General features: G+C 59.9%; 20 protein-coding genes. 13 read left to right on the top strand and 7 right to left on the bottom strand.

The genetic code is table 11. The features are described 5' to 3' along the window. Positions 1 to 311: 311 nt before the first annotated feature. Positions 312 to 1,427: a Gfo/Idh/MocA family protein gene (locus ACIPLA_RS05630; RefSeq protein WP_401172176.1), complete on the top strand. Its 1,116-nt coding sequence runs from the start codon at positions 312 to 314 to the stop codon at positions 1,425 to 1,427. Between the two features lie 626 nt (positions 1,428 to 2,053). On the opposite strand, the gene ACIPLA_RS05635 is transcribed toward ACIPLA_RS05630, so the two are convergent. Then, positions 2,054 to 2,302, bottom strand: coding sequence for a DUF1652 domain-containing protein (locus ACIPLA_RS05635; RefSeq protein ID WP_218396338.1), 249 nt, complete (start codon positions 2,300 to 2,302; stop codon positions 2,054 to 2,056). 193 nt (positions 2,303 to 2,495) lie between these two features. Continuing rightward, complete coding sequence (locus ACIPLA_RS05640; RefSeq protein ID WP_401172179.1) at positions 2,496 to 3,992, bottom strand: PAS domain S-box protein; 1,497 nt, start codon at positions 3,990 to 3,992, stop codon at positions 2,496 to 2,498. Between the two features lie 167 nt (positions 3,993 to 4,159). Here ACIPLA_RS05640 and ACIPLA_RS05645 point away from each other — a divergent pair, with 167 nt between their 5' ends. Together ACIPLA_RS05645 and ACIPLA_RS05650 are read left to right on the top strand one after the other, a co-directional pair. Continuing rightward, entirely contained in the window at positions 4,160 to 4,594 is a 435-nt protein-coding gene (locus ACIPLA_RS05645) for a YeeE/YedE family protein (protein WP_218396344.1), read from the top strand. Positions 4,595 to 4,596: 2 nt separating this feature from the next. Beyond that, positions 4,597 to 5,010 (top strand): DUF6691 family protein, encoded by a 414-nt coding sequence (locus tag ACIPLA_RS05650; protein WP_052964169.1) that lies wholly within the window; start codon positions 4,597 to 4,599, stop codon positions 5,008 to 5,010. Between the two features lie 41 nt (positions 5,011 to 5,051). On the opposite strand, the gene ACIPLA_RS05655 is transcribed toward ACIPLA_RS05650, so the two are convergent. Together ACIPLA_RS05655 and ACIPLA_RS05660 are read right to left on the bottom strand one after the other, a co-directional pair. After that, positions 5,052 to 6,335, bottom strand: a complete 1,284-nt coding sequence (locus tag ACIPLA_RS05655; protein WP_218396347.1) for a Zn-dependent hydrolase — start codon at positions 6,333 to 6,335, stop codon at positions 5,052 to 5,054. Positions 6,336 to 6,478: 143 nt separating this feature from the next. Next, positions 6,479 to 7,963: an NCS1 family nucleobase:cation symporter-1 gene (locus tag ACIPLA_RS05660; RefSeq protein WP_218396349.1), complete on the bottom strand. Its 1,485-nt coding sequence runs from the start codon at positions 7,961 to 7,963 to the stop codon at positions 6,479 to 6,481. 622 nt (positions 7,964 to 8,585) lie between these two features. Between ACIPLA_RS05660 and hydA the strand changes: the two genes are divergently transcribed. The 3 genes from hydA (at position 8,586) to preA (ending at position 12,825) form a co-directional block, all read left to right on the top strand. Further along, positions 8,586 to 10,025, top strand: a complete 1,440-nt coding sequence (gene hydA, locus ACIPLA_RS05665) for a dihydropyrimidinase (RefSeq protein WP_401172185.1) — start codon at positions 8,586 to 8,588, stop codon at positions 10,023 to 10,025. Positions 10,026 to 10,182: 157 nt separating this feature from the next. Continuing rightward, positions 10,183 to 11,550 (top strand): NAD(P)-dependent oxidoreductase, encoded by a 1,368-nt coding sequence (locus ACIPLA_RS05670; RefSeq protein ID WP_401172412.1) that lies wholly within the window; start codon positions 10,183 to 10,185, stop codon positions 11,548 to 11,550. Next, positions 11,551 to 12,825 (top strand): NAD-dependent dihydropyrimidine dehydrogenase subunit PreA, encoded by a 1,275-nt coding sequence (preA, locus tag ACIPLA_RS05675; protein ID WP_218396353.1) that lies wholly within the window; start codon positions 11,551 to 11,553, stop codon positions 12,823 to 12,825. Positions 12,826 to 12,968: 143 nt separating this feature from the next. Here preA and ACIPLA_RS05680 read toward each other — a convergent pair whose 3' ends face one another. After that, the gene (locus tag ACIPLA_RS05680) at positions 12,969 to 13,589 is read right to left on the bottom strand and encodes a TetR/AcrR family transcriptional regulator (RefSeq protein ID WP_123495187.1); all 621 of its coding nucleotides are present in this window, start codon (positions 13,587 to 13,589) and stop codon (positions 12,969 to 12,971) included. A 237-nt stretch (positions 13,590 to 13,826) separates the two neighbouring features. On the opposite strand from ACIPLA_RS05680, the gene ACIPLA_RS05685 reads away from it, so the two are divergent. From ACIPLA_RS05685 to ACIPLA_RS05715, 7 genes are all read left to right on the top strand, one after another. Next, a complete protein-coding gene (locus ACIPLA_RS05685) occupies positions 13,827 to 15,122 on the top strand; it encodes an OprD family porin (RefSeq protein ID WP_218396355.1) in 1,296 nt (431 codons plus the stop codon). Between the two features lie 280 nt (positions 15,123 to 15,402). Beyond that, positions 15,403 to 16,215 carry an NAD-dependent epimerase/dehydratase family protein gene (locus tag ACIPLA_RS05690; RefSeq protein ID WP_401172190.1) on the top strand — a complete coding sequence of 271 codons (813 nt, stop codon included), beginning with the start codon at positions 15,403 to 15,405 and terminating at the stop codon, positions 16,213 to 16,215. Positions 16,216 to 16,260: 45 nt separating this feature from the next. Further along, positions 16,261 to 17,154 carry an SMP-30/gluconolactonase/LRE family protein gene (locus ACIPLA_RS05695; RefSeq protein WP_218396359.1) on the top strand — a complete coding sequence of 298 codons (894 nt, stop codon included), beginning with the start codon at positions 16,261 to 16,263 and terminating at the stop codon, positions 17,152 to 17,154. Positions 17,155 to 17,214: 60 nt separating this feature from the next. Beyond that, positions 17,215 to 18,198, top strand: coding sequence for a TRAP transporter substrate-binding protein (locus ACIPLA_RS05700; RefSeq protein WP_007899503.1), 984 nt, complete (start codon positions 17,215 to 17,217; stop codon positions 18,196 to 18,198). Between the two features lie 76 nt (positions 18,199 to 18,274). Continuing rightward, a complete protein-coding gene (locus ACIPLA_RS05705; RefSeq protein ID WP_123495195.1) occupies positions 18,275 to 18,802 on the top strand; it encodes a TRAP transporter small permease in 528 nt (175 codons plus the stop codon). Next, a complete protein-coding gene (locus ACIPLA_RS05710; protein WP_401172195.1) occupies positions 18,803 to 20,083 on the top strand; it encodes a TRAP transporter large permease in 1,281 nt (426 codons plus the stop codon). A 126-nt stretch (positions 20,084 to 20,209) separates the two neighbouring features. Continuing rightward, complete coding sequence (locus ACIPLA_RS05715) at positions 20,210 to 21,085, top strand: aldose 1-epimerase (RefSeq protein ID WP_218396366.1); 876 nt, start codon at positions 20,210 to 20,212, stop codon at positions 21,083 to 21,085. Here the strand turns inward: ACIPLA_RS05715 and ACIPLA_RS05720 are convergent. Both ACIPLA_RS05720 and ercA read right to left on the bottom strand, forming a co-directional pair. Next, positions 21,070 to 22,755 (bottom strand): NahK/ErcS family hybrid sensor histidine kinase/response regulator, encoded by a 1,686-nt coding sequence (locus ACIPLA_RS05720; RefSeq protein ID WP_401172199.1) that lies wholly within the window; start codon positions 22,753 to 22,755, stop codon positions 21,070 to 21,072. The genes ACIPLA_RS05715 and ACIPLA_RS05720 overlap by 16 nt on opposite strands. After that, a complete protein-coding gene (gene ercA / locus ACIPLA_RS05725) occupies positions 22,739 to 23,902 on the bottom strand; it encodes an alcohol dehydrogenase-like regulatory protein ErcA (RefSeq protein WP_218396370.1) in 1,164 nt (387 codons plus the stop codon). The genes ACIPLA_RS05720 and ercA overlap by 17 nt, the downstream gene beginning before the upstream one ends. Positions 23,903 to 24,062 lie beyond the last annotated feature (160 nt).

Consider the following 24,062-nt stretch of genomic DNA (forward strand, 5'->3'; position numbering starts at 1 on the left):
GTTAAGGCGCAATCCATGTGGGAGCGGGCTTGCTCGCGAAGACGGCGGCACAGTCAACATTGATGTTGCCTGATACACCGCTTTCGCGAGCAAGCCCGCTCCCACAGGTTCCGCGCCTTAACTGACTGGCATTGGCCAAATGGCTGCCTTTTTTGTTTCTCACGTGAGCACACCAGCTCCTACAGCGAGATTGGTGTTTGCACAGGCAGTGCCGGACCCAATATAAGAATATTTATTCTACCATTTGCATATTGGGAATATTTATTCCATAAATAGCCCTCCTGAAAATAAAAACCCAAAGGACCCCGGCTATGCGCGAACTCGGTATCGGACTTATCGGCACAGGTTTCATGGGCCGCGCCCACGCCTTGGCCTTTCGCAACGTCAGCGCCGTTTTTGAATTGCCGCTGAAGCTCAAACTCGCCGCCCTCGCCGACGCCGATCCGCAGCGAGCCCGACATTGCGCCGACGCGTGGGGCTTCGATGCCGCTCACAGTGACTGGCAACAGCTGATCAACGACCCCAAGGTCAATCTGATCGCCATCACCACCCCCAATCATCTGCACTACCCCATGGCCATGGCCGCCCTCGCCGCCGGCAAGCCGGTGTACTGCGAAAAACCGCTGGCGGTGAACCTCGAACAGGCCAGCGCCATGCGTCTGGCCGCTAAAGCTGCGGGCGTGGTGACGCGGGTCGGCTACAACTACCAGCACAATCCGATCATCGGCCTCGCTCGGGATTTGATTCAAAGCGGAGCGTTGGGACAGATCATCAGTTTCCAGGGCGAATTCAGCGAAGACTTCATGGCCGATCCCGTTTCACCCTGGTCCTGGCGCTGTGACGCCGATTACGCCGGCGGTGCCTTGGCGGACCTGGGCAGTCACTTGCTGGCCATGGCTCGTCATCTGCTTGGCGATATCGAGGCGGTGTGCGCGGACACTCAGACCGTGCATGCGCAACGCCCCGTGACGTTAGGTGGCCAGGAACGACGCGAGGTCGCGGTTGACGATCAGGTCCACGCGTTGCTGCGGTTCGCCAACGGCGCGCGCGGGACGTTCAGCAGCAGCTGGCTCAAACACGGTTACAAGAATCATCTGAGTTTTGAAATCAGCGGCACCCGGGGCACCCTGGCGTTCGATCAGGAGCGCTTGAATGAACTGCGGATGTTTCGCGCAGGGCAAGGCGGTTTTCAACGGCTATTGGCAGGGCCGGATTTACCGGATTATGCCGCTTTCAGCCCGGCACCGGGGCATCAGTTGGGTTACAACGAACTCAAGACTCTGGAAGTGCATGAGTTGGTGATGGCGCTGGCCGGCCTCGGTCAGGACGGGACAGATTTCGAGCAGGCATGGGAAGTCGAACGCCTGGCGACAGCGATTCGTTTGGCGGCCCACGAATCGCGTTGGGTCAGGATCGAGGAAGTCTGAAACGCCGCTCGGGCGACACCCGCCAGTCGCAGAGGGCCACTGGCGGTAAACGCCATTAACCGAGCAAACTTACTGAGTGACGCAACGGGTCAGGGTCGTGGTCCGCGTCACCTGCCCTTCTGCCCTCATATCACCCTGCACATCGGTGTTTTCGGAGGTCTGACAGGTACGAACCGGTGGCGGTGGCGGCGCAGCGGGTGGTGGAGGTGGCGGACTGGCACATCCACCCAGAATCGCCGCGCAGAGTACGAGCGACAGTGGCGAAAAAATACGTATCCCAAGACTGTTCATAGGTTGACCCGCGGTAAGTAATCGACATTTTCCGCGACACAAAAACCACACCGCCTACCTGCGGCCCCGTCACAGAAAAGAAATACCTCGCATTCCTTATAGCCCAGCCACCCGCCAATGCCAGAAAAACAGCGGATAGACTGGCCGTTATCGCAGGAATGGATATGCACACCATCAAAAATCCCGATTGCCTGACAAATAGCTATCGCGAGCAGGCTCGCTCCCACCGTTTGAACCGCGTACATCAGCGGGAAATTTATAGGCTATAAGGCCGTCTTCGCGGGCAAGCCTCGCTCCTACAGTACATCCGTGAGACACGAATTACTGGCCAGCGCCTACATCGCACTGGACCGATGCAGACCAATGTTCTCAAGCTCGTATCGCAACTCTTCAATCAACGCCGTCAACGCCTCCGGCGTCCTGAGATTCGCCATGCTCAACCCGCTGACCACCAGATCCACCTGCCCCGTCGCCGGATGATATAGCTTCACCGTCAACGAATTATCCCCGGTGAGCGCGCACTCACAGGCCAACGGCGAAAAACTCCGCTCCAGTTGCATACGCAATTGCGCCAGATGATTCATCCCGATTCACCTTGGCGACGAGCTGAAATCGACTCCACGCTTGAACTGTTCGTACCCATGTGGCTGTTCCTTTAGCTGCATTGAAGAAAATGCGATACCGACCCGAAGCCACGTATCGCACCCTCACAGACTAGAAAAACCAGCCCCTGAGCAGAACATCAAATTGCACCATCCCAACTAGTGCATTTGCATCTTAACGTTGCCCCTTGGGCCGCCTCTCGCTGGAGAACAGACCCCGTTCGCGAGCCCATACAATCGCCTCGCTGCGGCTGTGCACGTCGAGTTTGGAATACACCGTCGAAACATGATTGCGCACCGTATTAGGCGCCAGTTTCAGGCGTGCGGCGATTTCCTTGTCGGCCAGGCCTTCACAGATCAAGCCGAGCACATCGCGCTCTCGCGCGGTCAGTTCGGTGAACGACACAGTGGGCAACTGCGGTGAATTGACGTTCTTCACGTTGGCGAGTTTTTCGATCAGTGTGCGGCTGAACCAGGAGGCATCTTTCATCACCTCTTCAATGGCTGACACCAGTTCCAGCTCGGTGCGTTTGCGCTCCGTAATGTCCATCAACACCAGCAGGTAGCAAGTGCCACCCTGAATGTTCACGGTGTCCGCCGAGACGGCGCAATCGATCAGCCCGGCATCCTTGCGGCGTACCCTGACTTCGATGCGATCCACACTCCCGGTTTTCTCCAGGGCCGCAAACAATCGCGTGCGAGCGCCTGCGTCATTGATGAAACCGAGTTGCGCCACGGTCTTGCCGAGCACCTCTTCACTCGGGCACTCGAGGGTATCGAGAAACGCTTCGTTGACATCCATCACCACTTGATCGTCGGCGCTGCACACCAGGATCGGCACCGGGGTGAGGCGAAAGGCTTTGGCAAACCGTTCCTCACTCTGGCGCAGGGCTATTTCAGCCTTGTGCCGCAGTTCCATGTCGACAAAGGAAAACAGCATGCAAGCTTCGTCGTTGAGCTCCAGCGGTTGCCCGGCAACGATTACCTGTTTGCTGCCACCGTCGGGCAATTGCAGTTCGGCCTGCATCTGCGGAATGGTTGCCCCATCACGCAAACGCTGCTTGGCCAGGTCCTTGTTTTCAGCGCGCTCCAGCACATCCAGCTCATAGGTCGAAGCGCCGATCACCTGATCGCGGGCATAACCGGTCATTTCCAGGAAGCCCTGGTTGACTTTGATGTAACGCAAATCGCTGAGGCGACAGATCACCGCCGGGGCCGGGTTGGCATTGAAGGTCTTTTCGAAACGCTGCTCGGCGCTGGCCCATTCGGTGACGTCATTCATGATCAGCACCAACGACTCCGGCTCGCCGGCATGGTCGGCCAGCACCATGCTGCGCACGCTATGGACCCAGGTGCGCTCGTCGTTTTCGACTGGCGTCAATTCAACCAGTACATCGTTGAACATCTCGCCGCGGGCAACGCGGCTGATCGGATAATTCTCCGTCGCCACCGGGTGATTGTTGCGATAGCGCAAGGCAAACCGCTTCGCGTACTCCTTGGCATTGGCCCCCAGCTCACCGATCCGACTGACACCGTGCATGGTCAGCGCGGCGTCGTTGGCCCAGAGGATCGTCTGGTCGAGTTCCAGCAGAATCACCCCGTCGGACAGGCCGGCGATGATCTGCTGCAACTGGCGGCGATTGGTTTCGGTGGTCAGGACGTCCTGGCTCATTGGAACTCCACGATTGCGGCGGCAGTCATGCGCCGCACTATGAAGATTACGACCGCGGGCGGTTGGGATAGTGCAAAGCCCGACAGAAGCTGCCCTCCCAAAGTAGCCCTATGCCCAATACGAAAAGAGTGCTTTAGTGCCGCTCTTTGCCTATCTGGAGAGTTGCCATGACGTTTGATTCTCTGCATTTCACCCCCTGGTCCGCCCTCGCGGGCGGAGCGCTGATCGGCCTGGCCGCCAGCGTCATGGTAGTGGCCAACGGACGCGTTGCCGGGATCAGCGGGCTGCTAGGCAGTCTGCTTGAGGGTAATGATTCGGGACGGGGCGAAAAAGCTCTATTCCTGCTCGGACTATTGGCCGCGCCGTTGTTGTGGGCGTTGTTTCATGTGTGGCCGGCCATCGAATTCAAAACCGGTGCCGTGGGTCTGATCATTGCCGGATTGTGCGTCGGCGTCGGCACTCGTTATGGCTCCGGATGCACCAGTGGCCACGGCGTGTGCGGTATCTCGCGCCTGTCACCGCGCTCCATTGCCGCCACCTTAAGCTTCATGTTCGCCGGCTTCGTGACGGTGTTCGTCCTGCGTCATCAGCTGGGGTATTGAACATGCGCAAACTGACCGCTTTCCTTGCCGGCCTGCTGTTTGGCATCGGCCTGTTGCTGGCCGGCATGGCAAACCCGGCCAAAGTACTGGGCTTTCTGGACATTACCGGTGTGTGGGATCCCTCCCTGGCGCTGGTCATGATCGGGGCCATTGCCGTGGCCTGGGGGCCGTTTCATTGGGCCATGAAACAACCAACGTCCTTGTTGGGGGCGCCTATGCAGTTGCCAATCAGCCGTGAGCTGGATCGGCGCCTGATCGGTGGCAGCCTGCTATTCGGAGTCGGTTGGGGCATTGCCGGCATCTGTCCCGGCCCGGCGCTGGTGTTGCTACCAACGGGCCACTGGCAGGCCTGGGTTTTCGTCATCGCCATGCTGGCGGGGATGCTGATGTTCAAAGCGTTGCAAACCCGCCGTTGAGCATACCGCCAACACAATGAGGCTATCGAACAACCGATGCCTCAAGCCGCTTGCTTGCCACTGGCAATCGCCTCCGAAGCCGCCAGCATTGCCCGCAACAACACCGCACACCCGGCGGCGAGGTCATCCGGCGCGGCGTTTTCGATTTCGTTGTGGCTGATGCCGCCCTCGCAGGGCACGAAGATCATCCCGGCCGGGCCAAGTTCGGCGAGGAAGATCGCGTCGTGCCCTGCACCGCTGACGATGTCCATGTGCGATAAACCCAACCCTTGCGCCGCGCCGCGTACCGCTTCGACGCAGCCCTTGTCGAAGTACAGCGGCGGGAAGTCGGCGGTGGGGGTCAGTTCGAACGTCAGGCCGTGTTCCTCGCAGGTGGTTTCGATGACTTCGCGAACTTCGGCGATCATTGAATCGAGTCGCGCCGGCTCCAGATGACGAAAATCCAGGGTCATGCGCACTTCGCCAGGAATCACGTTGCGCGAGCCGGGGTAGGCTTGCAGGCAGCCGACGGTGCCGCAGGCGTGGGGTTGATGGCCGAGGGCGGCGCGATTGACCGCGCCGACGATCACCGAGGCGCCGACCAGAGCGTCCTTGCGCAGGTGCATCGGCGTCGGACCGGCATGGGCTTCGACGCCGCGCAGTTTCAGGTCGAACCATTTCTGCCCGAGGGCGCCCATCACGACACCGATGGTTTTGCGCTCATCCTCAAGAATCGGGCCTTGCTCGATGTGAGCTTCGAAATACGCGCCTACGGCATGGCCGCTGACCTTGCGCGGTCCGGCATAGCCAATGGCGTTCAGGGCTTCGCCGACGGTCACGCCCTCGGCATCAACCTTGGCCAGGGTTTCTTCGAGGGTGAATTTTTCCGCGAACACGCCGGAGCCCATCATGCAGGGAGCGAAGCGCGAGCCTTCTTCGTTGGTCCAGACCACCACTTCCAGCGGCGCTTCGGTTTCCACACCCAGGTCATTGAGGGTGCGCAAGACTTCGACCCCGGCCAGCACGCCGAAGCAGCCGTCGAACTTGCCGCCAGTGGGTTGGGTGTCGATGTGGCTGCCGGTCATTACCGGCGGCAGATTCGGATTGCGGCCAGGCCGACGGGCGAAGATATTGCCGACGGCGTCGATGCTGACGGTGCAGCCGGCTTCCTCGCACCAGTTCACGAAGATGTCCCGGGCCTGGCGGTCGAGGTCGGTCAGGGCCAGCCGACAGACGCCGCCCTTGACCGTGGCACCGAGTTTGGCCAGGTCCATGAGCGACTGCCACAGACGGTCGCGGTTGATGTGCTGATGGGTGGACTGCAGAACGTCTATGGCAGCGTTCATGGTGATCTCCTCAGGCAGTTTTGTTATAGGTTTCTTCAGGCGAATTTTTGATGTCTTTGAGGCCGCCTTCGCGAGCAAGCCCGCTCCCACAGGGGAATGCATTCCAAATGTGGGAGCGGGCTTGCTCGCGAAGAGGCCATCCCTCACACCGCCGATTTCACAGCAGTAGGACTCGGCCGCATCACGCTCAACCCGTAATAAATCAACCCACCAAGGGCCGAGCCAGTGAACCAGCCGTAGCTGTAGAACCAGCTGAACGCATCGCTGCCCAGCGACAGCAGCGTCAACGCCACCGGCACGCCGAACGCGATAAAACCGAACCAGTTCCACGCCGGGTAAACGTCATCACGGTAGAGGCCCGCCAGGTCCAGTTGCTGTTTCTTGATCAGGAAATAGTCCACCACCATGATCCCGGCGATCGGGCCCAGCAGGCTTGAATAGCCCAGCAACCAGTTGGAATACACCGTCTCCAGGCTCAAATCCGAGACGATCAGCCCCAGTTTTTTCAACAATTCATGGGCCATCAGCGCCAACCCGACCAAACCCGTGAGCATCACCGCTTTGGTGCGGTTGATGACCTTGGGCGCGACGTTCTGGAAGTCATTGGTCGGCGAAACAATGTTGGCCGCGGTGTTGGTCGACAACGTGGCGATGATGATCAGCGCCATGGCCAGGGCGACCCAGACCGGGCTCTGGATATGGCCGATCAACGTGACCGGATCAGAGACAGTGACGCCCACCAGTTTTACCGAAGCGGCTGTCATCACCACACCAAGGGAGGCGAACAGGAACATGGTCAGGGGCAAGCCGATAATCTGCCCGACGATCTGATCCTTCTGGCTTTTCGCGTAGCGGCTGAAGTCTGGAATGTTCAGCGACAAGGTGGCCCAGAACCCGACCATCGCGGTCAGCCCGGCGGCAAAGTAACTGACCACGCTGGCCCCTTCCGGACGCTTGGCCGGGATCGCCATCAGTTCGGTCATCGATACGTTCGGCATCGCCCACACCAGCAACCCCACGCCCACCAGCACCAGTAACGGTGCCGAAAGGGTTTCCAGCCATTTGATCGAGTCCGCGCCGCGAATCACCACCCACAGGTTCAAGGCCCAGAACAGCATGAAGCCGATCACTTCACCGGTGCCGCCGAGGGCTTTCCAGCCATCGAACACCGAACCGAGAAACAGGTGAATCGCCAGCCCGCCGAACATCGTCTGGATGCCGAACCAGCCGCAGGCCACCAGGGCACGAATCAGACACGGAATGTTGGAACCGAGGATGCCGAAGGATGAGCGCAGCAACACCGGAAACGGAATGCCGTACTTGGTGCCGGGGAAGGCGTTCAGGGTCAGCGGGATCAGCACGATGATGTTGGCAAACAGAATCGCCAGCAGCGCTTCACCGACGCTCAGGCCGAAATAAGCGGTGAGCACGCCGCCGAGGGTGTAGGTCGGCACGCAGATCGCCATGCCGACCCACAGCGCGGTGATGTGCCATTTGTTCCAGGTTCGTTCGCGCACCTTGGTCGGTGCCATGTCGTGGTTGTAACGGGGACTGTCAAGCACGTCGCTGCCGGCTTCGAGCTCAAACAAGCCGTCGCGCTCGGTCACTTGCGATCTGATCTGTTGCATGGCCGCTCCACTGTTCTTTTGATTATTTTTGCTCATCAGGGGCTGGCGCAAAGTGCGCAAGCCCGACGATGGCCGGAGAAACTGACAACTTTCATGGACCGGCCAAGGTGTCAGCGGCGGCATCAATAAACGTGCCGGGTGCCCCGCTAGCGCATTGGGCAGCGCCATAAAATTTCGCTAACTAACTGATGTTAATCAGCTTTATTTATCCAACTATTGAATCCGCGGTGTGTTGCCATGCCACTCAGGCCGAATGTCAGGCAAGTTGTCCGAACAGTCAGGACTCAATCTGGTGCGTCGATCTTTTTTGAAAGATTGCGCATCAACCATAGACCATCCTCAAGCGGCTGATTTCACATAGAAAATCTTGACCATATTTCGAACCTGTCAAGTGCGTCAAAATGGTGAGAGGCCTCACCATTTTGGTGATTTTCAGTTTTTATCGTTATTTTTCAATTAGTTAAAACAGCAATAAGCTTATAAAAAATATTCTTGCTCAATCCACAAACTGCAGCTAGCGTCTATTCTTGACAGCGCTGACAGGAATACACCGATTGGCGTCTGCTTCATATAAAACATTTAGAACCGGCATCAGTCGGTCAATGCCTGCGAGGAACTCGGAATGTCTCTGTTGATCCGTGGCGCCACCGTTATTACCCATGATGAAAGTTATCGCGCCGACGTCTATTGCGCCGACGGCGTGATCAAAGCCATCGGTGAAAACCTCGATGTTCCCGTCGATGCCGAAGTGCTCGACGGCAGCGGCCAATACCTGATGCCCGGCGGCATCGACCCGCACACTCACATGCAACTGCCCTTCATGGGCACGGTGGCCAGCGAGGACTTCTTCAGCGGCACCGCAGCGGGGCTTGCCGGCGGTACCACCTCGATCATCGACTTCGTGATTCCCAACCCGCAGCAATCGTTGATGGAGGCGTTTCATCAATGGCGCGGCTGGGCGGAGAAATCGGCGTCGGATTACGGTTTCCATGTCGCGATCACCTGGTGGAGCGAACAGGTCCGCGAAGAAATGGCCGAGCTGGTCAGCCACCACGGGGTCAACAGCTTCAAGCACTTCATGGCCTACAAGAACGCGATCATGGCAGCCGACGACACATTGGTGGCGAGTTTCGAGCGTTGTCTGGAATTGGGCGCCGTGCCGACCGTGCATGCGGAAAACGGCGAACTGGTCTATCACCTGCAACGCAAATTGATGGCCCAGGGCATGACCGGGCCGGAAGCACATCCGCTGTCGCGGCCTTCGCAGGTGGAAGGTGAAGCCGCGAGCCGGGCGATCCGCATTGCCGAAACCCTCGGCACGCCGCTGTACCTGGTGCACGTCTCGACCAAGGAAGCCCTCGACGAAATCACCTACGCCCGCGCCAAGGGCCAACCGGTCTACGGCGAAGTGCTGGCCGGGCATCTGCTATTGGACGACAGCGTTTACCAACACCCGGACTGGCAGACCGCCGCCGGTTACGTGATGAGCCCGCCCTTCCGTCCTCGCGGCCATCAAGAGGCGCTTTGGCATGGCCTGCAAGCGGGCAACCTGCACACCACCGCCACCGACCACTGCTGCTTCTGCGCCGAGCAAAAAGCCGCCGGTCGTGACGACTTCAGCAAAATCCCCAACGGCACCGCCGGTATCGAAGACCGCATGGCGGTGCTCTGGGATGAAGGGGTGAATACCGGGCGTTTGTCGATGCAGCACTTCGTTGCCCTCACCTCTACCAACACCGCGAAGATCTTCAACCTCTATCCGCGCAAAGGGGCAATCCGCGTTGGCGCCGATGCGGATCTGGTGCTCTGGGATCCGGAAGGTACGCGGACGATTTCAGCCAAGACCCATCACCAGCAAGTCGACTTCAATATTTTTGAAGGCAAGACCGTGCGTGGCGTGCCGAGCCACACCGTCAGCCAGGGCCGAGTGGTGTGGGCCGATGGTGATTTGCGCGCCGAGCGTGGTGCCGGTCGGTATGTCGAACGGCCGGCGTATCCGGCGGTGTTTGATTTGCTGAGCAAGCGGGCTGAGATGAATAAGCCGGTTGCTGTGAAACGCTGAGATCGAGGCCTTCGGCCTTCGCGGGCAAGCCTCGCTCCTACATTTGGAATGCATCCCCCTGTAGGAGCGAGGCTTGCCCGCGAAGAGGCCGGCCCAGACAACAAAAAAACCAATGCCCATCAGAGGCAGCACCTCAAATAACCGTGAGGCCAACACCGTGATCAAGACCTTGAACCACCTCCCGCATCCCCATGAGGACGCGGTCGCCCTGGCCGGCCATTTCACCGATCTGGCGCCACCGCTCAACGACCGTCAGGCCCATCTGGAAGCCTCGCGCTGCCTGTATTGCTACGACGCGCCGTGTGTGAATGCCTGTCCGAGCGACATCGATATTCCATCGTTCATCCGCAATATCCATCAGGAAAACGTTCAGGGCGCCGCGCAGAAAATCCTCACGGCGAATATCCTCGGCGGCAGTTGCGCCCGGGTCTGCCCGACGGAGATTCTTTGCCAGCAGGCCTGCGTGCGCAACAACGCCCAGGAATGCGCGCCGGTGCTGATCGGCCTGTTGCAACGCTATGCCGTGGACAATGCCCATTTCAGCGAACACCCGTTCCAGCGTGCCGCCTCGACCGGCAAGCGCATCGCCGTGGTCGGTGCCGGCCCGGCGGGTTTGTCGTGTGCGCACCGCAGCGCCATGCACGGCCATGACGTGGTGATTTTCGAGGCGCGGGAAAAGGCTGGCGGCCTCAACGAATACGGAATCGCCAAGTACAAACTGGTGGACGATTACGCGCAGAAGGAACTTGAATTCCTGATGGGGATTGGCGGGATCGAAATCCGCCACGGCCAGAAACTCGGCGACAACCTGACCCTCAGCGAACTGCATCAGCAATTCGATGCGGTGTTCCTCGGCCTTGGTCTGGCCGCCAGCAAACAGCTGGGGCTAGCCCATGAGGATGCCCCCGGCCTGCTCGCCGCCACCGACTACATCCGCGAACTGCGTCAGGCCGATGACCTGACGCAACTGCCACTGGCCGAGCACTGCATTGTCCTTGGTGCCGGCAACACCGCCATCGACATGGCCGTGCAAATGGCCCGTCTCGGCGCTCGCGACGTGAATCTGGTGTACCGCCGCGGCGCCCCGGACATGGGCGCCACCGGTCACGAACAGGACATCGCCAAGGCCAATCAGGTGCGGCTGCTGACCTGGGCGCAACCGCAAGAGGTGCTGCTCGACGATAAGGGCCAGGTGCGCGGCATGCGCTTCGCCCGCACCCGGTTGGTGGAAGGTCGTCTGCAAACCACCGGCGAAACCTTCGAACTGGCCGCCGACGCGATCTTCAAAGCCATCGGCCAAACCTTCGACAACAGCGCCCTCGCCGATCCGCTGGCCCGTGAACTCAAGCGTCAGGGCGACCGCATCCTCGTCGACGAACAGCTGCGCACCAGCATCCCCGGCGTGTATGCCGGCGGCGACTGCACCAGCCTCGATCAGGACCTCACCGTGCAGGCCGTGCAACACGGCAAGCTGGCCGCCGAGGCCATCAACGCTCAACTCATGCTCAACGTGGAGGCTGCGTAAATGGCCGATCTCTCGATTGTCTTCGCCGGCATCAAAGCCCCCAATCCGTTCTGGCTGGCCTCTGCGCCGCCGACCGACAAAGCCTACAACGTGGTTCGCGCGTTCGAGGCCGGCTGGGGCGGCGTGGTCTGGAAAACCCTGGGTGAAGACCCGGCGGCGGTCAACGTATCGTCGCGTTACTCGGCGCACTTCGGGGCTAATCGGGAAGTGCTGGGTTTTAACAACATTGAACTGATCACCGACCGTTCGCTGGAGATCAACCTGCGGGAAATCACCCAGGTCAAAAAGGACTGGCCGGATCGCGCGCTGATCGTGTCGCTGATGGTGCCCTGCGTCGAAGAGTCATGGAAAAACATTCTGCCGCTGGTGGAAGCCACCGGGGCCGATGGCATCGAACTGAATTTCGGCTGCCCCCACGGCATGCCGGAACGGGGTATGGGCGCGGCGGTCGGCCAAGTGCCGGAATACGTCGAGCAGGTCACCCGCTGGTGCAAGACCTATTGCTCGCTGCCGGTGATCGTCAAGCTCACGCCGAACATCACCGACATCCGCGTCGCGGCCCGTGCCGCTTACCGGGGCGGGGCCGATGCGGTGTCGCTGATCAACACGATCAACTCGATCACCAGCGTCAACCTGGAACGCATGGTCGCCAACCCAGCCGTGGGCAGCCAAAGCACCCATGGTGGTTATTGCGGCTCGGCGGTGAAGCCGATCGCGCTGAACATGGTCGCGGAGATCGCCCGCGATCCTCAGACCCAAGGTCTGCCGATCTCTGGCATTGGTGGCATCGGCAGTTGGCGCGATGCGGCGGAATTCATTGCCCTGGGCAGCGGTTCGGTGCAGGTATGCACGGCGGCGATGCTGCATGGTTTCCGGATTGTCGAGGAGATGAAGGACGGTTTGTCTCGCTGGATGGACAGTCAGGGCTACGCCAGCGTGTCGGAATTTTCCGGGCGAGCGGTGGGCAATACCACGGACTGGAAGTACCTGGACATCAACTATCAGGTGATTGCGAAGATTGATCAGCAGGCGTGCATCGGTTGCGGTCGCTGCCACATCGCTTGCGAAGACACCTCGCACCAGGCGATTGCAAGCCTTAAGCAGGCGGACGGGACGCATAAATATGAAGTGATCGATGATGAGTGTGTGGGGTGCAATTTGTGCCAGATCACTTGCCCGGTGCAGGATTGCATCGAGATGGTGCCGATGGATACGGGCAAGCCGTTTCTGGACTGGAATCATGATCCGAGGAATCCGTACCATGTCGCGGTCTGAGGACTGCGTTGCCTGAACTGACGCCTTCGCGAGCAAGCCCGCTCCCACAGTGGATCACCTTCGTGCACAAATACTGTGTTCGCTAGAGATTTAATGTGGGAGCGGGCTCGCTCGCGAAGAGGCCGGCAATAGCGCCAAAAATCTCAAGGCTCCAACCCGATCCCCCGCAAGATCACGCTTGTCACCGTCTGCACCGCCCGCTCGAACTGCATGTCCGACAGCGGCTGGTGATCATTAAGAATATTCACCTGGTGATCAAAGTCGGCGTAGTGCTGGGTCGAGGCCCAGATCATGTACAGCAGGCTGGAAGGCTCCACCGGCAGGATGCGTTTGTCCTCCACCCACTGGCGAATTTTCGCTTCTTTCATCTTGGCCCAGTCGTACAGGCTGGCGTCCAGTTTGTCACCCAGTGTCGGCGCACCGTGGATGATTTCGTTGGCCCAGACTTTCGAACCGTACGGCCGGCTGCGGGAATGGTTCATCTTGGCGCGGATGTAACTGCTGAGTACCACACGCGGGTCATCGAACATCTCGAAGCACAAGGCGTCCTGCTTCCAGACCTCCAGCAAACCCAGCAATACCGCGCTGTACAGCTCGCTCTTGGTGCTGAAGTAGTAATGCAGGTTGGAACGCGGCAGTTGCACTTCGGCGGCGATGTCGGCCATGGCGGTGCTGCCGAAACCTTTTTCGGCGAAGACTTTTTCGGCCCCCAGCAGAATTTTTTCGACGTTACTGCGACGAATCTCGATCTTGTGATTGCCCATGAGGGCTCCCTGGCAACAACGTTGATCAAGACTAGCATCCGCTCTGGATCGGGGCGACAGGGGAAAACGAAACTTCGTACGGTGGCCTTGCAGCTCGGTGACAGTCAACATTGATGGAGAAGTCATCGTATAACTTGTGATTGACATCCCCTTAAAGCCTCGCAAATAATCGCCGCCAATGTTGTACGACGACGTATGACAAAAAATAAAAACAACAAAAAACAAGGGAGCGTTATCGTGAGCAGACTCGCCCGCAATTCCTTCGCCAGCACCCCTCGCCCCACCTTCGTCCGTCGCCATACTCTCAGCCTGATCGGTTGCAGCAGCCTGGCCTTCCTCCTGCCCCTGACCAGCCAGGCCGAAGGTTTCGTCGATGACGCCAAGGCCACGCTGAACCTGCGTAACGCCTACATCAATCGCAACTTCACCAACCCGAACAATGCCCAGGGCAAGGCTGAAGAGTGGACGCAGAACTTCATCCTCGACGCCAAATCCGGGTTCACTCAGGGCCCCGTCGGTTTCGGCGTGGATGTACTCGGTATGTACTCGCAGAAACTCGACGGCGGTAAGGGCACGGGTGGCACGCAGTTGCTGCCGATCCATGATGACGGCCGCCCCGCCGATAATTTCGGCCGTCTGGGTGTGGCGCTGAAAGCCAAGGTGTCGAAAACCGAATTGAAGGTCGGGGAATGGATGCCGGTGCTGCCGATCCTGCGCTCCGATGATGGTCGCTCGCTGCCGCAAACCTTTCGCGGCGGCCAGGTCACCTCCACCGAACTCAGCGGCCTGACGCTCTATGGCGGCCAGTTTCGCGGCAACAGCCCGCGCAATGACGCGAGCATGGAAGACATGTCGATGAGCGGCAGAGGCGCGTTCACCTCCGACCGCTTCAACTTTGGTGGCGGCGAGTATGCGTTCAATGAAAAGCGTACTCAGGTCGGCGTGTGGTACGCGGAACTCAGCGACATTTATCAGCAGCAGTATTTCAACCTGAGCCATAGCCAGCCCATGGGTGACTGGACCCTGGGTGCCAACCTCGGTTACTTCATCGGCAAGGAAGACGGCAGCGCGCTGGCCGGCGACCTCGATAACAAAACCGCGTTCGCCCTGCTCTCGGCCAAATACGGCGGCAACACCTTCTATGTCGGCCTGCAAAAACTCAGCGGCGACAGCGCCTGGATGCGCGTCAACGGCACCAGCGGCGGCACGCTGGCCAACGACAGCTACAACGCCAGCTATGACAATGCCAAGGAACGCTCCTGGCAGGTGCGCCACGACTACAACTTCGTCGCCCTCGGCATCCCCGGCCTGACGCTGATGAACCGCTACATCAGCGGCGATAACGTGCACACCGGAGCGATCACCGATGGCAAGGAATGGGGCCGCGAATCGGAACTGGCCTACACCGTGCAAAGCGGTGCGCTGAAGAGCCTCAACGTCAAATGGCGCAACGCGACCATCCGCCGCGATTTCAGCACCAATGAATTCGATGAGAACAGGATCTTTATCAGTTACCCGATTTCGTTGTTGTAAGGCGGACACCTTTTCAGGTTGGCATAAATCCCATGTGGGAGCGGGCTTGCTCGCGAAGGCGATGTGTCAGGCGACACTAATGTTGACTGTGCCGCCGTCTTCGCGAGCAAGCCCGCTCCCACAGGTTCGGCACATTCATGAGGGATGAATGAACATGACCCTCCGTCAATTTCAACCAAAGTCGCGTTGACAAGCGCCGGAAAGCCTAACAATACTTCGACCAAGTCATACGACAACCTACAACAACCCAATAACGACAATTTACTGTTCAGGGATTTACATGACGACCACATCCCCATTCAATCGCCTGCTCCTGACCGGCGCCGCCGGTGGCCTCGGCAAAGTCCTGCGCGAACGCCTGCGACCTTACGCCAACGTCCTCCGTCTGTCGGACATCGCCGACATGGCGCCAGCCATTGATGATCGCGAAGAAGTCGTGCCGTGCGACCTCGCCAACAAGCAAGCGGTGCATCAACTGGTCGAAGGCGTGGACGCGATCCTGCACTTCGGCGGCGTGTCGGTGGAGCGTCCGTTCGAAGAGATCCTCGGCGCCAACATCTGCGGCGTGTTCCATATCTACGAAGCGGCCCGTCGCCATGGCGTGAAGCGGGTGATTTTCGCCAGTTCCAACCACGTCATCGGCTTTTACAAGCAGGACGAAACCCTCGACGCCCACTCCCCTCGCCGCCCGGACAGCTATTACGGCTTGTCCAAGTCCTACGGTGAAGACATGGCCAGTTTCTACTTCGATCGCTATGGCATCGAAACCGTCAGCATCCGCATCGGCTCCTCGTTCCCGGAACCACAGAACCGCCGAATGATGAGCACCTGGCTGAGCTTCGACGACATGACCCAACTGCTCGAACGCGCGTTGTACACCCCGAATGTCGGCCACACCGTGGTGTACGGCATGTCCGCCAACAAGAACGTCTGGTGGGACAACCGTTTCGCCGCACACCTGGGTTTTGCGCCACAGGACACGTCCGAAGTGTTCCGCGAAAAAATCGAAGCCCAACCAATGCCTGCCGAGGATGATCCGGCCCGGGTTTATCAGGGTGGTGTCTTTGTCGCGGCCGGGCCGTTCGGCGACTGAGCCTTCGCCAATCCCCACATAACAAAGCCAAGGGAATGCGTTGCCATGCAAGTCGAATTGATTGTCGATGCCCGCAATGCGGTCGGTGAAAGCCCGGTGTGGGTCCCCGAGGAAAACGCCCTGTACTGGGTCGATATTCCGGCCGGTGGATTACAGCGCTGGAATGCCGACAGCGGGCACGTTCACGCCTGGAAAGCCCCGCAAATGCTCGCCTGCATCGCTCGTCACAGCGCGGGTGGCTGGGTCGCCGGCATGGAAAGCGGATTCTTTCACCTGCACCCGCACAACGATGGCAGCCTCGACAGCGAACTGCTGGCCCGCGTCGATCACGCCCGCCCCGACATGCGTCTGAACGATGGCCGCTGTGATCGTCAGGGCCGTTTCTGGGCCGGCAGCATGGTGCAGAACATGGGCGCCAACGCCGCCGACGGCACGCTCTATCGCTACAGCGCCGGACAACCCGGGCCGCTCGACGCCCGGCTCAGCGGTTTCATCGTGCCCAACGGCCTGGGCTTCAGCCCGGACGGCAAGACCATGTACCTCTCGGATTCGCACCCGAATGTGCAGCAGATCTGGGCCTTCGATTACGACATCGACAGCGGCACGCCGTCCAACCGCCGGCTGTTCGTCGACATGCATCACTTCCTCGGCCGCCCCGACGGCGCGGCGGTGGATGCCGAAGGTTGCTACTGGATCTGCGCTAACGACGCCGGGCTGATTCACCGTTTCACCCCTGATGGCCGACTGGATCGTTCGCTCCCCGTGCCAGTGAAGAAACCGACTATGTGCGCTTTTGGTGGCAGCCAGCTCGATACGCTATTTGTGACCTCGATCCGTCCCGCTGACGACCATGACGAACAGTCGCTGGCCGGCGGCGTGTTTGCCCTCAACCCCGGCGTCAAAGGCTTGCCCGAGCCGGTGTTCAACGAATTGCTGTAACCCCTCTGCTGCATCGCTGTGCCTTGAATAAAAACAACAACAAGACTGGAGACACACCCCATGGATTTCAAACGCACCTTGCTCGCCGCCGCACTTCCCATCACTGCAGCACTCACCTTCACCCTCAGCAGCGCCGCCCAGGCGCTGGAAATCAAATTCGCCGACATTCACCCCGCCGGTTACCCGACCGTGGTCGCCGAAGAACAACTGGGTAAAACCCTGGTGGCCGACAGCAACGGCAAACTGACTTTCAAGATGTTCGCCGGCGGTGTGCTCGGTTCGGAAAAAGAGGTCATCGAACAGGCCCAGGTCGGCGCCATTCAGATGGCCCGGGTCAGCCTAGGCATCGTCGGGCCGGTGGTGCCGGACGTGAACGTGTTCAACATGCCGTTCGTGTTCCGCGACCAGGCGCACATGCGCAAAGTCATCGACGGTGAAGTCGGTGACGAAATCCTCGACAAGATCACCCACTCCGAATTCAACCTGGTCGCCCTGGCCTGGATGGACGGAGGCACGCGCAATATCTACACCAAGAAACCGGTTCGCAGCCTCGCCGACCTCAAAGGCATGAAGATCCGCGTGCAGGGCAACCCGATGTTCATCGACACCATCAATGCCATGGGCGGCAATGGCATCGCGATGGATACCGGCGAGATTTTCAGTGCCTTGCAGACCGGGGTGATCGACGGCGCGGAAAACAACCCGCCGACCCTGCTCGAACACAACCACTACCAGAACGCCAAGTTCTACAGCCTGACCGGGCACCTGATCCTGCCCGAGCCGATCGTGATGTCGAAAATCACCTGGGAAAAACTCAGCCCCGACCAGCAAGTGTTGGTGAAAAAAGCCGCCAAAGCCGCACAGGCCCAGGAACGCACACTGTGGGATGCGAAGTCCGCCAGCAGCGAAGAAAAACTCAAGGCCGCCGGCGTCGAGTTCATCACCGTCGACAAAAAACCTTTCTATGAAGCCACCGCTTCGGTCCGGGAAAAATACGGCGCGCCTTACGCCGACCTGATCAAGCGCATCGAAGCCGTTCAGTAACCCTCCCTGCATTCATGAAAGGCCCGGCACCGTTGACGAGTGAATCGTCAGCGGCGCCCGGTGACGGTGAAATCCGATGAAGAATTTGCTGCTGCGCATCAACGACAGGATTTACATGACCTGCATCTGGGTCGCCGGCCTGTCGGTCCTGGCTATTTCCCTGATCATTCCCTGGGGCGTCTTCGCCCGTTACATCCTCGGCACCGGTTCCAGTTGGCCGGAGCCCACCGCAATCTTGCTGATGATGGTCTTCACCTTCATCGGCGCCGCCGCCAGTTATCGTGCCGGTGCGCACATGGCCGTGGCCATGCTCACCGACCGCATGCCCCCCGAACTGCGCAAGACCATGAGCATTATTTCGCAACTGCTGATGGCGACCATTTGCCTGTTCATGGCCATCTGGGGCACCAAGCTCTGCATGTCCACCTGGAACCAGTTCATGAGCGCCTTGCCTACCCTGCGCGTGGGCATCACCTACATGCCGATCCCCGTAGGCGGTGTGCTGACGCTGATTTTCGTGCTGGAAAAACTCTTGCTCGGTGACCAGAGCAACCGTCGGGTCGTGCGTTTCGACCTGGTTGAAGAAAGCGAAGGTGCCGCCTAAATGGACGCTCTGATTCTGCTCGGCAGTTTTATCGCTTTGATCCTGATCGGCATGCCGGTCGCCTACGCCCTGGGGCTTTCTGCCTTGATCGGGGCGTGGTGGATCGACATCCCGTTCCAGGCGCTGATGATTCAGGTCGCGGGCGGCGTTAACAAATTCTCGTTGCTGGCGATTCCTTTCTTCGTGCTCGCCGGTGCGATCATGGCCGAGGGCGGCATGTCCCGCAGGCTGGTGGCTTTTGCCGGGGTGCTGGTGGGGTTCGTGCGCGGCGGCTTGTCGCTGGTGAACATCATGGCCTCGACCTTCTTTGGCGCGATTTCCGGGTCTTCAGTGGCAGACACGGCGTCGGTCGGTTCGGTGCTGATTCCGGAGATGGAGCGTCGCGGCTATCCGCGGGATTTCTCCACCGCCGTGACAGTCAGCGGTTCAGTACAAGCCCTGTTGACGCCACCCAGCCATAACTCAGTGCTGTACTCGCTGGCTGCCGGGGGGACCGTTTCGATCGCTTCGCTGTTCATGGCCGGCGTGGTGCCGGGCCTGCTGATGAGCGCGTGCCTGATGGTGCTGTGCCTGATCTTCGCCAGAAAGCGCAATTATCCCAAGGGCGAAGTCATTCCCCTCAAGCAGGCGCTGAAAATCTGCGGTGAAGCGATGTGGGGCATGATGGCGATGGTCATCATTCTCGGCGGGATTCTCTCGGGCATCTTCACCGCCACCGAATCGGCGGCGATCGCGGTGCTGTGGTCGTTCTTCATCACCATGTTCATCTACCGCGACTACAAATGGCGTGAGCTGCCCAAGCTGATGCACCGCACGGTGCGCACGATCTCGATCGTGATGATCCTGATCGGCTTCGCCGCCAGCTTCGGCTACATCATGACGCTGATGCAGATCCCGGCGAAGATCACCACGATGTTCCTGACCCTGTCGGACAACCGTTACGTGATCCTGATGTGCATCAACGTGATGCTGCTGTTGCTCGGCACGGTGATGGACATGGCGCCGCTGATCCTGATCCTCACGCCGATTCTGATGCCGGTGATTCTGGGCATTGGCGTGGACCCGGTGCAGTTCGGCATGATCATGCTGGTGAACCTGGGGATCGGATTGATCACGCCGCCAGTGGGCGCGGTGCTGTTTGTCGGCTCGGCGGTGGGCAAGGTCAGCATCGAAAGCACTGTGAAAGCGCTGCTGCCGTTCTATGGTGTGCTGTTCCTGGTGCTGATGGCCGTGACCTACATTCCCGCCATTTCGCTGTGGTTGCCGCATTTGGTGTTGTGACCCTTTATTTGTAGGAGCCAGGCTTGCCGGCGAAAGCGTTCTTGAGGACGCCTTCGCCGGCAAGCCTGGCTCCTACAAAAAGCTCCATTCATTCATGTCCCACAAACATTCATATCGCTGGTCAACATGACGCCAACACTCCTGGAACTCGAAGACGAACTCACCCGCCTCACCCTCGCCCCCGAACTCGGGGCGAGCATCGTCAACTGGACTGTGCGCAGCACCGGCCAGCCACTGTTGCGCCACAGTGACCAACACGCCTTGAACACCGGCCTGCCCGGCAAACTCGCCTGTTATCCCCTGGCGCCATGGTCGAACCGCATCGCCGAAGGTGGTTTCAACTGCCCGGATGGCTGGCTTGCGCTGACGCCCAACAGCCTCACCGATCCGCTGCCGATCCATGGCAGTGCCTGGCAACAGCCGTGGCAGATCGTCTCGCACACCCGCGATGAAATCGTCCTGCAACTCGACAGCACCACGCCCTTCGCTTATCGCGCAAGGCAACGTTTCCATCTGAGTGAGGGCCAGTTGAGCATCGATTTGCAGGTCACCCATCTGGCTGAACACGCCGCCTGGCATGGGCTCGGTTTACACCCCTACTTCCCGCGCACTGCAGACACTCGGTTGCAGACGCAGGCGCGAGAGGTCTGGTTGTGCGACGGCGCAAAACTGCCGACGCAACTCAGTTCGATTCCTGAGGAATGGGACTTCAGCCAGCCCCGGGCATTACCCGAAACGCTGGTGGACAACGGCTTTTGCGCATGGGATGGCTACTGCCTGATCAAGCAACCCGAGCTGGGTTATGAACTGGAATGCCAAGCCACCGGCAGCGACTACTATCTGCTCTACTGCCCCGTGGGCCTGGAGTTTTTCTGTATCGAACCGGTGAGCCATCCGGTCAACGCCCATCACTTGCCGGGCCGGCCAGGGTTGCGTTTGCTGGAGCAAGGGCAATCTGCCGAGCTGGGTTTCAGCCTGGGCTATCGCTACGCCAACAGCTGAGTCAGCACCGCGCGTAACTTGCCGGGCTTCACCGGTTTGTTCAGCAGCGGCGCGTCGAGTCGCTGCAGTGAGCGCCGACACTGGTCGGTGCGGTCGGCGGTGATGATCACCGCTGGAATCGCCTGGCTGAAATGCTCGCGCAAATGCCGAACCACTTCACAGCCCACCACGCCGTGATCCAGGTGATAATCCGCCAGAATCAATTCCGGCGCCTGTCCCTGCAATGCCACCAGCGCGGTGGCCTCGTCGGTGGCGATGACCACCTCGCAGCCCCACTGCCCAAGCAGCGCGCTCATGCTTTCAAGAATGCTGACTTCGTTATCCAGCACCAACAGCCGTCGGCCCGGCAATGGGTTGCCGGTACTCGGCAGCGGCGCGACCTGACTGATCGGCAGTGGGATCTCAAGGGAAATCGGCACTTCGATGCTGAACATCGAACCGCGCCCCGGCAGCGAATGAACCTGAATCCTGTAGTCGAGGATCTTGGCGATGCGTTCGACAATCGCCAGTCCCAGGCCCACGCCCTTGCGATCGGCGGCGCGCCCGACGTCCAGTTGGTTGAATTCGAGGAAGATCGAGTCAAGACGATCCGCAGGAATCCCGCGCCCGGTGTCCCAGACTTCGATACGCAGCGCATCGCCCCGGCGTCTTGCCCCCAGCAGAATGCAGCCTTCGTCGGTGTAGCGGCAGGCATTGCTGAGGAAGTTGCGCAAAATCCGCGTCATCAAGCGCAAGTCGGTATGAATGGCGTAATCGCCCATGTGCACCCGCAGGTTCAACCCGGCTGCCGCGGCCACCGACTGAAACTCCGAGACCAGTGGCGCGAGCAATTCGTCGAGGCGGTACAGGGCAATATCCGGCTTCACCGCGGCCTGATCGAGCCGGGAAATATCCAGCAGATCGGTGAGCAAATCTTCAGCCCCTTCCAGCGCCTGATGCGTGCGCTCCACCAGCACCTGTTCGACGTCGGGCAGTTTGCGCTCGCGCAAGGTCGAGATCAGCAAACGCGCGGCGTTGAGCGGTTGCAGCAAGTCGTGACTGGCGGCGGCGAGGTATTTGTCCTTGCTGCGATTGGCCGCTTCGGCGGCGTCACGGGCATCGCGCAAGGCTTCGGCGGCGTCCATCAACTCGTTGGTGCGCGCGGTGACCCGCTGCTCCAGTTCGTCATTGAGTTGTTGCAGGCGCTGCTGAGCGAGTTTTCGTTCGGTGATGTCGGCGACAAAGCCCTCCACCAAACCTTCCTGATCCGGTTTGAGCAGCAGATTCATCAACACGTCGAGGACGCTGCCGTCCTTGCGCCGCAGTTGAGTTTCATAGCCCAGCAGGCTGCGCTCGCGCTGGAGGATTTCGCCGATGCTTTCCAGTTCTTGCGCCCCGCCGACGAACAACGTGCCCGCCAGGTCCGTCAGGGTAAACAGCACCTCCTGGGGGTTTTGATAGCCGAGCATCCGCGCCAGCGCCGGGTTGGCGGCGCGCATGCCCTCCAGCAGGCTGGCCTGGAAGATCCCGTGTACCGCGTTTTCGAACAGCCATTTGTAGCGGTTGCGTTCGGTTTCCAGTTCATCCAGGCGCGCGGCCAGTTCCGGGTAATGACTCTTGCGCGCCGAGTGGTTGCCTAAGCCGAGTAACCCGGCCAGCGCCCGTTGTTGCTCGTCAGAGGGCTTCGCCATAGACGACCTCGACGTCGCGCTGACTGGACTCGCGCGGGTTGGTCAGGATGCACGGGTCGTGCATGGCGTGTTGCGACAGGAACGGAATATCCGCGGTACTCACCCCATGCAGGCCGAGGGTTTCGTGGAAGCCGATGGCGTGCTTGAGGGCGATCAGGTGTTCGACCAGCCGCCCGCAAATCTGCCGGTGATTGAGGCCACGGCAATCAATACCGAAGGTCTCGGCGATCACCTTGAAGCGCTCCGGCGCCGAGCTGTAGTTGAACGCCACCACGTGTTCCACCAGCACCGCATTGCACAGGCCATGGGGCAGATCGAGGAAGCCGCCGAGGCTGTGGGACATGGCGTGCACCGCGCCAAGAATCGCGTTGGAGAACGCCAGACCGGCCTGCATGCTGCCGAGCATGATTTTCTCGCGCAGGGCGATGTCGCCGGGGTTGGCGATCATTTGCACCAGATTGCCGTTGATCAGCCGCATCGCCTCCAGCGCATGAGGGTCGGTGAGCGGCCCGTGACCGGTGGAGACAAAGGCTTCGATGGCATGGACCAACGCGTCGATGCCGGTACAGGCCGACAGGAACGGGTCCATGCTCAGGGTGGTTTCCGGGTCGATCAGCGACACGTCCGGTACCGCAGCCTTGCTGACGATGGAGAACTTCATGCGTTCTTGCTGATTGGAGATGATCACGAACTGCGACACATCGGCCGACGTGCCGGCGGTGGTCGGGATCAGGATCAGCGGCGGGCTGGGCATGCGCAACATGTCCACGCCCTCGAACTCGAGGATGTTGCGCCCGTGGGCGACGACAATGCCGATGCCCTTGCCGCAATCCATCGGGCTGCCGCCACCGATCGCCACGATCACATCGCAGTGATTCTCCCGGTACAGCTCGGCGCCGAGCATGACTTCTTCGATCCGCGGGTTGGGCGAAACGTCGCTATACAAAAAGAAATCAATGCCCTGGGCTTGCAGGCTGGCCTCGACATCGGCGACCCAACCGGCGGCAATCACACCGGGGTCGCTGACCACCAGCACTTTGCGGGCGCCGAAGGTCTTGGCGTAGTTACCGACGTTGTGCCGACAGCCGGCACCGAAGATGATTTCAGGCGAAACGAATTTACGCAGCTGGCTGAGATTCTGGCTCATTGGAAAGCCTGTTTTTATTGTTTTGAAAGGTAAAGACCACACTAAAGCATCCGGCTGCGAATGCAATCAGACCAATGGATAGCGAGCCGCGGTGTACTCGGATTTGTATCCACTGGAGATCAACTGTGGGAGCGGGCTTGCTCGAGAAAGCGGGGTGTCA

This window comes from Pseudomonas sp. NPDC086112, from assembly GCF_044746425.1.
GTDB lineage: Bacteria > Pseudomonadota > Gammaproteobacteria > Pseudomonadales > Pseudomonadaceae > Aquipseudomonas.